The sequence below is a fragment of the Nocardia implantans genome (assembly GCF_035544775.1).
In the GTDB taxonomy this organism is placed as follows: Bacteria; Actinomycetota; Actinomycetes; order Mycobacteriales; family Mycobacteriaceae; genus Nocardia; species Nocardia implantans.
In genome coordinates, this window is sequence record NZ_JAYKYQ010000011.1 from 21182 (window position 1) to 34146 (window position 12965).

Genomic DNA, 12965 nt, shown 5'->3' on the forward strand with positions numbered 1-12965 from the left:
GTGGCGCGATATCGCCGTCGATGACACCGGCCGACCACGGCATGTAGTGCGACAACAAAACGTCAACGGCTCAAACACGTTGAGCGGAAACCTTTCTTGTGATTTGCCGTCCGATGCTGCTGGTGCAAGAGTGAAGCCGAGCATTGGACACGTCGAACCGACGAAACCGCCGGCCGCTTCCGCATCGAGTCGCCAAGCGCTAGCCTGAGACCGCTTACGCTGACCTGGTGTGAAAGTGATCCGCAACCTCAGCCGATAGGTTCATCCACCAAGGAGCACGCCGACTCATGACCGTTCGCAAGGCAGTCATCGCAGCCGCTGGATTGGGTACACGCATGTACCCGATCACGAAGACGATCGACAAGGCGATGTTGCCCCTTGGTCGTCGGCCGGCGATCGACTACATGATCCGCGAGTGCGCGCGGGCTGGTGTCGAGCAGATCGCCATCGTTGTCCGCGAGGGAAGCACTCAGATCCAGCACTACTACGGGTGCGACAGCGATCTCAGGGAGTTGCTTGCCTTGCGCGGCTGGGAAGACAAGGCGACGGCGCTCGACGAGACGGCGAGCGTGCCCGAGTTGGTTTTCCTCGAGCAGTCGCTGAAAGAAGGATACGGCACGGCCATTCCCGTGTTGCTGGCTCGCGAATTCGTCGGCGACGACAGCTTCTTCTACCTGTCCAGCGACGACCTCCTCGCCGACGAATCAGGTGCGTCGACCCTCGCTTCCCTCGCCGAGACTGCAGGCGATTCCTACGGGATCGTCGGCCAACCGGCGACGCCCGAGAATCTGGGCCGGTACGGTCTGCTTGCGACCGAAGAGATCGGTGGAGCGCTGTACCTGCGTGGCATAGCGGAGAAGGCGAAGGAGATTCCGGACGACGGACGACCGTTGCTGATCAATATCAGCCGCTACGTCTTTCCGGCGACGTTCTTCGCGACGCTGGCGTCGGTCGAAACGGACCCGGGTTCCGGCGAGATCTACCTCACCGACGGCCTTGCGGCGGTCTCGAGTGCGGATCCGGAAGCGGTTCGCGTGCAGCGTTCACACGGCGACTATTTCGACCTCGGCAGCGTGGACGGGCTTGTCGCCGCCGTCAACTACTTCTCGACAGCCGAGCGCGAGGCCGAGAATTCCTCGATGTTGAGCCCGGTGTAAGGCCTCGATCAGTCCGGGACGACCTCGACCACGTGCGGGCTGCACGTGGTCGGGTTCAGTAGCACCGTTCATCCCGGGACGACAGGGGCGGGTAGCTGCCGTCAGGGCGGCCCCGGAGCCTTCCCTCGCGCCGCGGTGGTCAGTTCAGCTGGCCGGGGCGGGGCAGGACCGCCTCGGAGTAGCTGCCGAAGTATCCCTCGTAGGTGGTCGTCCGGTCGCCCGTAGGCATCCAGAACGAAACCTGACCGACCGTCATACCGGCGTACAGACGGACAGGCTGGCACACGACGATCTCCAACGTCCACTGGTGGACAACGCCCAGGTTGCCGAGATCCGCCGATATCTGCAGGAACACTCCCAGCCGACCCATCGACGATCGGCCGATCAGCGAGGGGACGTACCTGTCGCTTCCGATGACCTCGACAGTCGTACCGAGGTAGACCCGTCCTGGTTGCAGCACCAATCCTTCATCCGGTATCGGATGCTCCGCGTATTCGGTCTTCCCGCGGGCGTCCACGACCTCGGACTCGAGGGTGCGTAGCGTTGCGCCGAGACGGTAGTTATAGCTGTTCGGATTCACCGCGGCTTCATCGAAGGGATTGATTACTATTTCCCCCTTGCGAACAGCTTCGATGATTTTCCGGCCCGTCAGCACCATGCGATTTTCCTCCCCGAATCGAAATCTTGCAGCACTCGGCGTCGACGAGTCTTCTGTCGCGAAACGGCGTCATTCAAAGTGTGTCCGTCGACAGCTGCCATCCGGCGGCACGGTCGGTGACAATGCTGCGCCAGAACGCGGTCGAGTATAGCTCTGTGCTCGGCAAAAGTGCCAGCGGTGTATTTCTACCGGCTATGCGGCACCGATCCGGCGTCCGGTCCGGACAAGATTATCCTGCCGGTGACATGCGCCTATGTATCCGTGGAGTCCGGGCGCCATTGCAGATCAATGATCGATCGACATAGTGTTCAGATGCGCGATATCGCCTCCAGGGGTACTCGCAAGCGAAACGATCAGAGGGGGAATCATCAACGCTGATATGCCAACGGGGGTTGTGCTCTGACTGGCAGGCGATGATGTCGCACCATCGAGCAGGTGCGTGAACCGACGTACACAGTTTTACGTCGATAACGCTCCGGGTAGCGATGTCGAAGCCTTGTGTCCGAATGAGGTCATGAATGCGATAGCGCCGTGGCCGAACATTGTGCGCGTGCGGTTCGAGCAGGCGGAATCAATCAACCGCCTGCGTCGTGAAGAAATCACACTCGTGCGCACGTCGCACTCCCCAGGTCTTCGCGAAAAGATCGCGGAGTTAAATGAAGAGGAGTATCACATGAAGACCGAGACGAAGCAGAAGGCCGCCGTTGCGCTGATCGCCGGCGCTGCCACCGTCATGATCGGCGGTCAGGTCGCGCAAGCGGCCACGCTGCACAGCGAGCGTTCTGCTTCCGACACTGCGGTGGTCGCCGTGTCGGATCAGGTGGTCCGCCCCGGCGTTGCTCTGTGGTGACAGCTGAACCGCTGGCCTAGGGACCCGGGCTTGGGGCAGGTGCGGCCTGCCCCAAGCCCGGACACAGAATAGGAGGGTTTCGTGTCTCGGGACCACGAAGCGTCGGCCGCTCCGATGAAAACGCGAGTCGTGATCTTCGGCGACACGCCCAGCGTCGTGCGCGAATTCTTGCACGATCATGCCGATATTTTCGATCCGATGGTCTTCGATTCGGTCGGTGACATAGCGAACCGACCCGCCGAAGTAGCTGGGGCAGTGATCGCCCCACCAGCGTACTTGGATTTCGATCGTCTCAGTGATGTCGTCTTCGCGTGCGCCGAAGCGGAGTCGGAGATCGGATTCATCGCGACCTGGATGGGTGAGACGACCACCCGTGCCCAGTTGTCGAAGTTGCTCCAGGACAGCCCGGTAGCTCATCCGATGAGGCCTGCTCTCATATCGAGCCAGTTCGGCTTTTCGCAGTTTCCGCTGCAATCGACAGATCGGGTGGAGGTGATCGAGTTCGGGTCCGCGGCCCTCCTCGAGGCTGTCGGCGCCGCTCGTGACATCGTCGCCGTCGTCAGTCATGCCAACGGTATGAACGCGCCACTCGGCGGCGCCGTCCTGTGTTCCACCCTGGATCAGGACTACCATTCGGAAGGCCCCGGGTCATTGCCGTGCGCTGACGGCGGACCTTGTGCCCGCGGGGTCAGGACTGAAAAGGCGCATGTACCGCCTACCCGAAGTCGGCCGGATATCTTTCATGCGGAAATTCTCCTCTGGCAGGTCTGTAACGGCAGCATGGCTTCGAATGGCATGTTCTCACCGAAGGTTTCGCTCGGCCAGCGTCTTCTAGCCTCTGATTCGTTGCGTAACCTGCTGACGACGTACGAGCCGCTCATCGGTGACGACAGGGTCGCTCTGCGTGGTGTCGGACTGTTGATGGCTGGAGAATCGCTCGGTCGGACAGCCGTGGAACTGAACAGGTTGTCCTTGCGTGAGTTCGGTGCGGCTCCATGGGTGCTCTACGGACTACCCGGACGTCGTATTCGTGCAGCTGCGGAGTCAGGGGCGCCTACGAACTCGAACGCGTGGGAGGTTCCCGCCGGGGAGATCAGATCGTTCGAGGTCGATCTGGACGGGAGGGATCTTCGATACTTCCGATTCGACTCGGATAATTGCGTGGGATCGGTGCACTCCAAAGGTGGCGTGGTCACCGTGTTCAACCATGGCACCGAGCCGATTCGGGAACCCGTACTGTTCTATGAGCCGCCTGACGTGCCACCGCAGGTCACGGAAGTGGTCGATTACTGGCAGAGCGCGCCGAGCCTCGGCTTCACCAGGATGATGCTCGACACGGTCGTGAAACATGTGGCGGGCACTGATCCCGGAGCGCTGGACGAACCGCTTGCCCTGTATCAATCCGTGGTCAACGAGATCGCCCGTATCACCGGGCTGCTGGAGAATTCGGGCGTTGATCGTGCGATTCCTCTGCCGGGCAGTCTGTCGCGACTGGCGGATATCGCGGCGGACGAGACAGCGCGGTGGCAAGCGATGAGTAAATCGATCGCGGAGGTGTTCTACAAGGCGATGGCGGCAGGACCTCGGAGGATGACCCATGTCGATGTCGGCGGGGTGCGGGTCCGAGAGTACTACAGGAATCGTGATAATCGTTGTCCCTATTGCGGGTCGGTGCTGAATTCTGCCCGCTGCACATATTGGCTGTCCGAAGTGACGCGAATCGACCGGACATGTCATCGCTGCGGGACGATCTACGACGTCGGTCATCCGGTAACTGCACTGTCCATCGCGGGGCCGGACAGCGTCGCCCGTGGAGCCTCCGTCCGCTATACAACAGAAGTCTCCATAGACAAAGAGAACCAGAGCACAGTGTTTCTTGCCGGCATGGTGCATCTGGAATGGCAGCCCTGGGATACAGGGGCCGGGACCGAAGTGCGCTACCTCGCCGCGCAAAGTCATACTTCGGAGGCATCCTTGGTCAACGGGATGTTGCATATACCGGAGAACTTACCCCGCGGCAGGCACAGCCTGAGGGCGATTGTTGTTGTGAACGGATGTCCGTGGTTTGCGACAAGGCCGATAGACATCATATGAGTCAGCAGGAACATAGCTGTCGCCACCACTGCATCTTTCAGTCGTGCGGCCCGGAAGGGCGAGGGGCCGCCGAGCTGCTGTAGTAGCTGCATTGCGCCCGCTGTGACGGCCCTGCCTGACGCTCTGCCCGCCCATACCTACCGGGCAGTCCCCTCATACCCTGCTCCGGTAGTCGGCACCGCCGCTGCCTCCGACCGACGAATTCCCAGTCCCGGCGAGGCGGCGGCGGTCGCCGTGTCGGTATCCGAAGGTTTTCCCGCGCTTGGATTCACGCGCGCGGAGGTGCGGTTTCGGATTGTCCGGACCGGTCACCTCGTAACCCTTTCCGACCTGGTGAAATACAGAAAATCATCGGTTCGCCATTGTGATCGGCGGCGGTGCCGACTCATACTCGATAGCGGCCGAAAAGGTCTGATAATAAACGACAAGCAGACAGGAGATCTGTTATGTTTCTGGTGAATATTTTCCGCCCTGGCCCCGATCATAGCCTGTGCGACATCCTGGTTCCTCCTCCGTTCTACTGCCCGTCGCTGTAGCCGAGGATTTATCGGCGCCAACAGACACCGGCGTGGCTATCTGTCAGCCGTTCGTCCGACTCGATTCGCGGATCAACGCGGCGCCTTGCGTCTCTGAAATCGGCCGTTTCGTAGAACCGCCCGCGGGCGGTTCGAGGGCGAGTCGGTCGAACGGCGGACACCGGAACGCTGCCCGTTGTGACGATTCATGCCGAGTCTTGCCGAGGTGGCTGCCGCGTCGATTTGGGAGAGAGGGATGACCTCGCTGGGACCGATGTCGGAGTTCCTTGTGGGCCTCACGCGGTCGCATCCGGCCCCTTCTGCGACTCGATCAGCGCCGACTCGGACCAGTTGGTGACCCGCTTCGGCCGCTGGACCGCCCAAGGCTCGACGGCTGTGATGCCCGGACCCACGCCAGTAGGCGACCAGCATGGAATCCGCCCTCTTCCGCCGTCTCGGTCGACGGTGGTTCGCGGCGGTTTCCCAGTGCCGGGGATGATCAATACTTGAAGCGGGCAGCTGCGGACTGGGCCGCGCAGTGGCCTCACAGTCCTGTAGTGAGCAGAGGATGCGATGGCGGTACCTGAGATGCGGATTCCTCGATGACGGAGCGGTACGAAGTGCCCAAGATGCCGTATCCCGAGGGGGCGTCGGAGGGGCTGAAGCACTTCATCGAGTGGGGCAGGTCGGCGATCCAGTCGCTGGTGGAAGTACTCGGCTCGGGGGACACGACTATTCCCGACTACGCGAAGCAATTGGAAGGTGACGGCAAGGTCGTCGACATCGACGAGGAATCCGGCTCCGTGATGGTCAAGGACTACAAGGCCTTGGCGAATACGGTGGACGCCGCGAAAAAGAAGATACACATCAGCGATCGAGGCGTCGACACCTCCGCTTTCGCGACATCCAAGATCGTTTCCAACGCGTTCGGCGACATCAAGGACTATGTCGCTGAACTCAAAACGACGTTGGAGAACGCGCCCGAGCCGATCCGGCCCAAGGCGACGAAAGAGAATCCGCACCCTGCCCCGTACTTGTCGCCGGACGCCAACGCGTCTCTCATGTCGGCCGTGTCCAAGGCTGTCGACCAGACCCACGACGAGGTCGTGGACGCGCACGACAAGATCCAGCAGCAGGCCGAGAAGATCGGCGGCTCGGCTCCCACCTACAAGGGCAGCGGCGCTCCGACGAATACCGGCTACAGCGGCCCCAGCTACAACGGCTCCGGCTACAACGGCTCCGGCCCCGGCTCGGCCGACTACTCCAATTACGTCGGTTCCGCCGCGAATGCCGAGCCGATCAGCAGCGGGCAGAAGGCGAAGGCGGAGGAAATCTATCGCTACCTCCGGGACAAGTACGGCCTGACACACAACGAAGCGGTGGCGATCCTCGGCAATATGCAAATCGAATCCAGCTTCAACACCGGGGCCTACAATTCCGCGGAAGGCGCCATCGGCTTGATCCAGTGGGAAGGCGGCCGGGACGACGCGCTGCGAGCCTACGCGGGCAAGAATGTCGGCAGCTGGAAGAAGCAAGTCGACTTCATGATGCATGAAATGAACACCAGCGAATCGTCGGCTTACGCGAAATTCAAGGCAGCCGCCGCGAGATCGCCTTCAGCGGGCGCCGCGGCCTTCGATCAGTACTACGAAAGAAGCGCCGGTACGAGTCGGCAGAAACGTATGGATGCTGCGGAGGCGTTCGCGGACTCCATTCCCGATACTTCGAAGACCTCCGTGTCGGCGTAGTTCGCCTATCAGCCCAGGCGTGCCGGACTCGCGAACCCGCTGCCTGATCCGCGAACGCTCAGGCGGTGGCGGTGCGCAGGGCGAACCAGCCCCGGCCAGGATCCGCGAAACCGTGGTACATCAAGCGGATTCGCTGATCGACCTCGAACAGGCGATAGACCGCGAGCATGGCGCGGGCGGTCGCTACTTGCTGGAAGTCGTCGATCCGGCGGTAGCCGATCGAGTGTTCGGGCAGCAGTGCCAGGCGGGTGAGTTCGGTGGGGTCGCCGACGTCCAGGCCCATCGGGGCGACGTCGGTGATGTGGTGGTCGTGCAGGATGTCGTGCACTTGGTGCGGATCGGGGCGGCCGGGACGGAATTCGTGGACCTCGGTGCGCAGTGCTGGACCGGTGGGCTCGGTCTCGACCAGACCGATCAGCTCGGGATCGACGCCGGGTGCGCCGGTGTCATCGGCGATCGGGGTTTGTTCGACCAGGTGCAGCATGTTGCCGCCCGGAATCAGTGGCTCGGGTGCGAGGAATACGGTGACCGTCGGGCAGACGCAGCCCTGGCCGAGCAGACAGACGCGCATGTGGAACGAGTCGGGCATGCGGCCCTCCTCCATCGGGACGGGCCGCGGTAGGCGGCCCTTGCTGATCGGGACATCTGGTTTTGCCGATCGCGGAAAATGCCGTGGCATTTCCTGCGGTCGACCGCGCCGCAGTTCTCCAGTCTAGGAGCCGGGCAATGCCCGCGCACCGGCGCTATGTGGATCGGCGGAAAGTCAGGACATCGGGTCGCATGCATGCGGTGAGGGCGGAGAAGTTGTGCGCAGGATGGCGGTCAGCCGGGCAGATGACAGAGTCCGAGGGTTTTGCTGCGCAGGGCGCCGAGGCTGACCTTGTCGCCGTCGGCGCCGGTGGCCCGTAGGGGCTCGATGTCGGCGAATCCGGCATGAGAGGCGTTGTCGTTCAGGGCGTAGACGGCGCCGTCCGGGCCGATGAACACGGCCAGGTCACCGGGGCGGCATTCCAGAGTGCCCCGATCGACGGTGAGCGGCCACAGGTAGCCCAGGTTCTCGCTGCTTATCGCCTGGCTGCTGGAAGTAGGCGCCGGGAGGGGCGACGGTGTGGGGTGCGCGGGATGCTTCGGGCCTGATCCGCCGCCACATGCCGAGGTCGCCAATGCACCGGCGATGGCGCAGGCGGCCAGTATTCGCGCGACATATCCTGCGCGACTCTCGAGAGCGGTGCGTTCCTTTGACACGGTCATCCGTGCTCCCCCCTTTTTGTTGCGCCGTCCCCAGGCGCTCCGCAGGCAGCTTACTGGTCGAAACCCTCTCGGCGCGAGCGATATCGAGATCGGGTGAGGTGATTGGGAGATTGGGCACTGGTTCCCAGCAGCAGATGTCGCCGAAGGTGTGGATCACTCCGCGAGCACTCTCGGACGGCCACCCTGCCTCGTTCGTGCCGGTCGCGGTTCGATTCCAGGCACGTCGTCGTATGCCGACCGGGCCCGCGACCGGTGCGCGGATGCTTAGCATCGGAACGTGGAGCGAGGATCGTTGCTGAAGGCGCGGGCGGGCGGGAAACTGCACGGCGGCAATCACGGGATCGCGCCGGAAGAGGTGGTGGCCGCGCAGCGGTCGCGCATGCTGGTGGCGATGATCGAGGCGGCCGCGGACAAGGGCTACGCCGCGGCGACGGTGGCGGACGTGCTGAAGCGGGCCGAGGTGTCCAGGATGACCTTCTACCAGCACTTCGCCAACAAGGAGGCGTGTTTCCTGGCCGCCTACGACATGGCCGTGGAGATCGTGATGACCAGGATCGCGGGCGCACTCGCGGCTGACGGTGCGCCGCTGGAGCGCATCGACCGGGCGCTCGACGCGTATTTCTCCACCCTCGCGCAGGAGCCCCAGGTCGCGCGGGTCTTCTTGGTGGAGGTGTACGCGGCGGGAAGGCCGGTGCTGGAGCGGCGGCTGGCCACCCAGGCGGCTCTGGTGGACGGATTCGCCGCCGCCCTCGGCGCGACCCGCCCGCATCAGCGGCTTGCGGGTGAAGCGGTGATCGGCGCGGTGGTCGCGCTGGCGACCAACCGTGTGGTCGCGGGCGACTTCGCCGCGCTGCCCGGCCTGCGCGAGCCGCTGATGTCCTCGCTGATCAGGAATCTGGTGTGAGGCCGGACAGCCGTCCGGCGACCGCGGGCAGCCGATCCAGCATCGCCACGGTGAAATCGGCCAGCAATGCGATAAGACCGTTCCGATCCACGTCGAGACCCCCGTCCAGCCAGACCAAGACCAGCTCGGCCGCGCCGCCGGTGATCAGCTGGGAGGTCGCGGCGATCGCGGTGTCCTGTCCCTCCGGCAACTCGAGCACCAGGCGGGTCTGCTCGATGATGACGTCGGCGACCTGGCGCATGCCCGCGAACCGGCTGCGCATGAGCGCCTCGTCGCCATAGGTCTGGGCGAACGCCACTTTCGCGCGCCGCGGATCGTCGGTGAGTTCGACGATGAGGGCCGCGACCCCGGCGCGGATGCGGTCGGCGGGCGTGCCCTGGGTCTCGGCGATCGCGGCCTTCGCCCGATCCAGCGCCGCCTGCTGGATTTCTATCAGCACGCCGGAGGCGAGCGCGTCGCGATCGGGGAACGCTTCGTAGAAGAACCGCGGACCGACCTTGGCGTGTTCACACACCCCGCGCACGGTCAACGCCGACAGCCCCTGGGTGCCGATGATGTCGAGCGCGGCGTCGAGCAACCGCCTGCGCCGGTCCTCGCGGCGCTCGGCCGTCGACGCCCCGCGGTAGGTGCCGCTGACGGTTCGGGTCACCAGGTCAGCTTGGCACAGCCAAAATTGGGAAACAAATGTTTACGGAAACGGTCGTTTCCTCTATCGTCGGACTATCGCAGTGTCGCGAAGGGAAAGACGGTCATGAGTCTGCTTGTGCCCCAGTCGCTCGACGAAGTCTCCGGCACGATCCGCCAGGCGCGGACCACGTGGGCCTGGCACGCGCAGCGCGCCGCCGCGCGGGCGGTCGCGCATTACCCCGCTCCGGTGCGTCCGCTCGCCGATCCGCCGCCGGGCAGCGGCCTGAAACCGGTGCCGGGCGACTTCGGGCTCCCCGGGATCGGGTACACCGTGCACGCGCTGGCCGATCCGATCGGATTCGCGCGAGCGCGATTCGATCGACTCGGACCAGTGCAGTGGATGGGCATGCTCGGTCGCCGGATGGTCACCTTCGGCAGTCCGGAGGGGTACGAGGCGGTGATGCTCGACCGGAACAAGGTGCTGTCGGCGCAGCGCGGCTGGGAGTGGCTGATCGGCCCGTTCTTCCGCGGCGGCTTGTTGCTGCGGGACTTCGACGACCACCTCTTCCATCGGCGTGTCATGCAGCAGGCCTTCACCCGGCCACGGTTGATCGGCTACCTCGACATGACCACGCCTCGGATCACCAGCGCCATCGCGCGGTGGGAGCCCGCCGAGGACTTCCGCGTCTACCGGGCGATCAAGAAGCTGCTGCTCCAGCAGGCCACCGAGGTCTTCGCGGGCGCGGAACCCAGCGCGGACGCCGCACGCCTGGAACGCGCTTTCGAGGACGCGGTGCGCGGCGGAGCGGCCCTGATCCGGGCGAACGTGCCGGGCGGGGTGTGGGCGCGCGGCGTGCGCGGGCGCCGGGTGCTCGAGGAACACTTCCGCCGCGAGTTGCCCGCCAAGCGCGCCGGTGACGGCAACGACCTGTTCAGCGTGCTGTGCCGGGCCGGCACCGCCGACGGCGAGAGCTTCACCGACGCCGAGGTGGTCGAGCACATGATCTTCGTGATGATGGCCGCCCACGACACCAGCACCATCGCGGCCTCCATGCTCGCCTACGAGCTCGGCAGGCATCCCGAATGGCAGGAGCGGCTGCGCGCCGAATCCGTCGCGCTGGGCAAGCCGGCGCTGGACTACGACGATCTCGACCGCCTGCCCTCGCTCGACCTCGCGTTCAAGGAGGCGCTGCGGGTCTATTCGCCGGTGGCTCAGCAGGTCCGCGAAACCATCGCAGACACCGACATTCTCGGCTACTACCTGCCGAAGGGAACGTTCATCCTCTGTGGCACGTACGGGCTCATGCGCAACGCGGAGTACTGGCACGATCCCGACACCTTCGACCCGGAGCGTTTCGCCGAGCATCGTCGCGAGGACCGATCGCACCGCTTCGCGTGGGCGCCTTTCGGCGGCGGGGCGCACAAGTGCATCGGCCTCTACTTCGGCGGCATGACGGTGAAAGCGGTGATGCACCAGATGCTGCTGCGGTATCGCTGGAGCGTGCCGGACGGCTATCAGCTGCCGCTGGTCGCGGGGACCGGGCCGGTGCCCGCCGACGGCCTGCCCATCCGGTTGGAGCGGATCGGCCGATGAGGATCATCGCCGACCGCGCCGTGTGCGCCGGTCACGGCATGTGTGAAGCGCTGGCGCCGGACCTGTTCCAGGTCGGCGCGGACGGAGTCGTCGTCGCGGCCGACACCGAAGGGGCCGACCGGGAGTTGCTCGAGCTCGTCGTGGACAGCTGCCCGGTCGGAGCTCTGCGCTTGGGCTGAGGTCTTCCGGATCGTTTCGCGCGCACGGCACTGGGTACCGCGAACTGCGATGCTCGAGCCCATCGACGCGAGAGGACCACAGCTCATGGCCACCTGCGACACCTGCGGAAACGAGTACGACAAGACGTTCACCATCACCCGTGACGGCCAGTCCGCCACCTTCGACAGCTTCGAATGCGCGATCACCGCCATGGCCCCGACGTGCACGCACTGTTCCTGCCGGATCGTCGGTCACGGCGTCGAGGCGCGCGGGGACTACTTCTGCTGCGCGCACTGCGCCCATGAAGCAGGTCATCCGGCCCTGGTCGATCACGTCTGAACCCGCTGCCGAGCGGCGATGCGCGCCCGGTCATCCGCGCGGCGCGTGGCTGCGCCGCACCTCGAGCCCCGCGGCCAGCGCCGCTTCGGCCAGCACCGCTTCCAGCATGGCCGGGGTGAGTCGTCCGGTGAAGGTGTTCTGCTGACTGACGTGGTAGCAGCCGAACAAGTGCAGCGGAGCGCGGCCCGCCTCGGACGCCGCCAGTTCGACGTGCGCGCCGTGGCCGAATTTCGGTCGCGGGCGCGGCACGGCCCAGCCGGCGCCCGCCAGCACCGGAAGCAGGGCTTGCCAGCCGAACGCGCCGAGCACCACCACCGCGCGGACGGTGGGCGTCAGCAGGCGCAATTCGGTTTTCAGCCAGTGACCGCAGCGATCCCGCTCGGCCGGTGTCGGCTTGTTGTCCGGCGGCGCGCAGTGCACCGGGGCGGTGACGCGCACGCCGTGCAGCCGCAGACCGTCGTCGGCGCTGACCGCCGTCGGCTGGTTGGCCAGACCCACCGCGTGCAGCGCCGCGAAGAGCACGTCGCCGCTGCGGTCGCCCGTGAACATGCGGCCGGTGCGGTTGCCGCCGTGTGCGGCGGGTGCGAGGCCGACGAGCAGCATCCGCGCGTCCGCCGGACCGAAGCCGGGTACCGGGCGGCCCCAATAGGTCTGGTCGCGGAAGGCGGCGCGTTTGTCTCGCGCGACGAGTTCACGCCACGCGACCAGTCTGGGGCAGGCGAAGCAGTCGGCGACCGCCGCGTCGAGTTCGGCGATGGTCCGGCACACGTCAGTGGCCGTCCGGGGTGGTTCCGGCGCGACTCCCGGGCGCCGGGATCGGCCGAAGATCGGCGTCTCGTGCATCAGAACTCCGTTCGGTGCTGCCACGGGAGGGACGAACCGGACGATCGCGCTTCGAGGCGACCGGCCGGTGCCGTTGCCCGTTGATCGGTCCCGTCCGGACCGTACCGCTTCGGACATCCGTCCAGTTCAGCGGGGTGATCGAGCGGTCACCGACGGTGATATGTGATCGGTACCACCCGGTCCGGGTTGGTAGCATGGCGGTTCCGACCGACCGGATGCGGTGGTT

13 protein-coding genes are annotated in these 12965 nt (G+C 65.1%); 8 read left to right on the forward strand and 5 right to left on the reverse strand.

The window, feature by feature from the left end; all coding sequences use genetic code 11:
• The first annotated feature begins 287 nt into the window (after positions 1–287).
• Positions 288–1157: a sugar phosphate nucleotidyltransferase gene (locus U3653_RS24780; protein WP_195082438.1), complete on the forward strand. Its 870-nt coding sequence runs from the start codon at positions 288–290 to the stop codon at positions 1155–1157.
• A 139-nt stretch (positions 1158–1296) separates the two neighbouring features.
• Here U3653_RS24780 and U3653_RS24785 read toward each other — a convergent pair whose 3' ends face one another.
• The gene (locus tag U3653_RS24785) at positions 1297–1815 is read right to left on the reverse strand and encodes a dCTP deaminase (RefSeq protein WP_195082439.1); all 519 of its coding nucleotides are present in this window, start codon (positions 1813–1815) and stop codon (positions 1297–1299) included.
• A 439-nt stretch (positions 1816–2254) separates the two neighbouring features.
• Between U3653_RS24785 and U3653_RS24790 the strand changes: the two genes are divergently transcribed.
• The 3 genes from U3653_RS24790 to U3653_RS24800 all read left to right on the forward strand — a co-directional run bounded on the left by U3653_RS24790 (position 2255) and on the right by U3653_RS24800 (position 7022).
• The gene (locus U3653_RS24790; RefSeq protein WP_195082440.1) at positions 2255–2665 is read left to right on the forward strand and encodes a hypothetical protein; all 411 of its coding nucleotides are present in this window, start codon (positions 2255–2257) and stop codon (positions 2663–2665) included.
• Between the two features lie 81 nt (positions 2666–2746).
• Entirely contained in the window at positions 2747–4759 is a 2013-nt protein-coding gene (locus U3653_RS24795) for a hypothetical protein (protein WP_195082441.1), read from the forward strand.
• A 1117-nt stretch (positions 4760–5876) separates the two neighbouring features.
• On the forward strand, positions 5877–7022 hold the full coding sequence (locus U3653_RS24800) for a phage tail tip lysozyme (RefSeq protein WP_195082442.1): 1146 nt from the start codon (positions 5877–5879) through the stop codon (positions 7020–7022).
• A gap of 58 nt (positions 7023–7080) precedes the next feature.
• Here U3653_RS24800 and U3653_RS24805 read toward each other — a convergent pair whose 3' ends face one another.
• On the reverse strand, positions 7081–7611 hold the full coding sequence (locus tag U3653_RS24805) for a hypothetical protein (protein WP_195082443.1): 531 nt from the start codon (positions 7609–7611) through the stop codon (positions 7081–7083).
• Positions 7612–7844: 233 nt separating this feature from the next.
• Positions 7845–8273, reverse strand: coding sequence for a DUF2511 domain-containing protein (locus U3653_RS24810; RefSeq protein ID WP_323124154.1), 429 nt, complete (start codon positions 8271–8273; stop codon positions 7845–7847).
• 277 nt (positions 8274–8550) lie between these two features.
• On the opposite strand from U3653_RS24810, the gene U3653_RS24815 reads away from it, so the two are divergent.
• Positions 8551–9177, forward strand: coding sequence for a TetR/AcrR family transcriptional regulator (locus tag U3653_RS24815; protein WP_195082444.1), 627 nt, complete (start codon positions 8551–8553; stop codon positions 9175–9177).
• Here U3653_RS24815 and U3653_RS24820 read toward each other — a convergent pair.
• A complete protein-coding gene (locus tag U3653_RS24820; protein ID WP_195082445.1) occupies positions 9161–9826 on the reverse strand; it encodes a TetR/AcrR family transcriptional regulator in 666 nt (221 codons plus the stop codon). The two genes, U3653_RS24815 and U3653_RS24820, sit on opposite strands and share 17 nt — an antisense overlap.
• 102 nt (positions 9827–9928) lie before the next feature.
• Here U3653_RS24820 and U3653_RS24825 point away from each other — a divergent pair, with 102 nt between their 5' ends.
• The 3 genes from U3653_RS24825 (at position 9929) to U3653_RS24835 (ending at position 11896) form a co-directional block, all read left to right on the forward strand.
• Positions 9929–11398 carry a cytochrome P450 gene (locus tag U3653_RS24825; RefSeq protein ID WP_195082446.1) on the forward strand — a complete coding sequence of 490 codons (1470 nt, stop codon included), beginning with the start codon at positions 9929–9931 and terminating at the stop codon, positions 11396–11398.
• Positions 11395–11577, forward strand: coding sequence for a ferredoxin (locus U3653_RS24830; protein ID WP_195082447.1), 183 nt, complete (start codon positions 11395–11397; stop codon positions 11575–11577). Before U3653_RS24825 ends, U3653_RS24830 begins: the two co-directional genes overlap by 4 nt.
• A gap of 85 nt (positions 11578–11662) precedes the next feature.
• Complete coding sequence (locus U3653_RS24835; protein WP_039801014.1) at positions 11663–11896, forward strand: metallothionein; 234 nt, start codon at positions 11663–11665, stop codon at positions 11894–11896.
• Positions 11897–11926: 30 nt separating this feature from the next.
• Here the strand turns inward: U3653_RS24835 and U3653_RS24840 are convergent, their stop codons facing one another.
• Positions 11927–12739, reverse strand: coding sequence for a uracil-DNA glycosylase (locus tag U3653_RS24840; RefSeq protein WP_195082448.1), 813 nt, complete (start codon positions 12737–12739; stop codon positions 11927–11929).
• Between the last annotated feature and the right edge of the window lie 226 nt (positions 12740–12965).

Excerpts from the sequence above, each read along its gene's own strand:
- U3653_RS24800 (WP_195082442.1), top strand. The coding sequence starts at position 5,877 with ATGACGGAGCGGTACGAAGTGCCCAAGATGCCGTATCCCGAGGGGGCG.
- U3653_RS24805 (WP_195082443.1), bottom strand. The coding sequence starts at position 7,611 with ATGCCCGACTCGTTCCACATGCGCGTCTGTCTGCTCGGCCAGGGCTGC.
- U3653_RS24810 (WP_323124154.1), bottom strand. The coding sequence starts at position 8,273 with ATGACCGTGTCAAAGGAACGCACCGCTCTCGAGAGTCGCGCAGGATAT.
- U3653_RS24835 (WP_039801014.1), top strand. The coding sequence starts at position 11,663 with ATGGCCACCTGCGACACCTGCGGAAACGAGTACGACAAGACGTTCACC.
- U3653_RS24825 (WP_195082446.1), top strand. The coding sequence starts at position 9,929 with ATGAGTCTGCTTGTGCCCCAGTCGCTCGACGAAGTCTCCGGCACGATC.
- U3653_RS24780 (WP_195082438.1), top strand. The coding sequence starts at position 288 with ATGACCGTTCGCAAGGCAGTCATCGCAGCCGCTGGATTGGGTACACGC.
- U3653_RS24840 (WP_195082448.1), bottom strand. The coding sequence starts at position 12,739 with ATGCACGAGACGCCGATCTTCGGCCGATCCCGGCGCCCGGGAGTCGCG.
- U3653_RS24785 (WP_195082439.1), bottom strand. The coding sequence starts at position 1,815 with ATGGTGCTGACGGGCCGGAAAATCATCGAAGCTGTTCGCAAGGGGGAA.
- U3653_RS24830 (WP_195082447.1), top strand. The coding sequence starts at position 11,395 with ATGAGGATCATCGCCGACCGCGCCGTGTGCGCCGGTCACGGCATGTGT.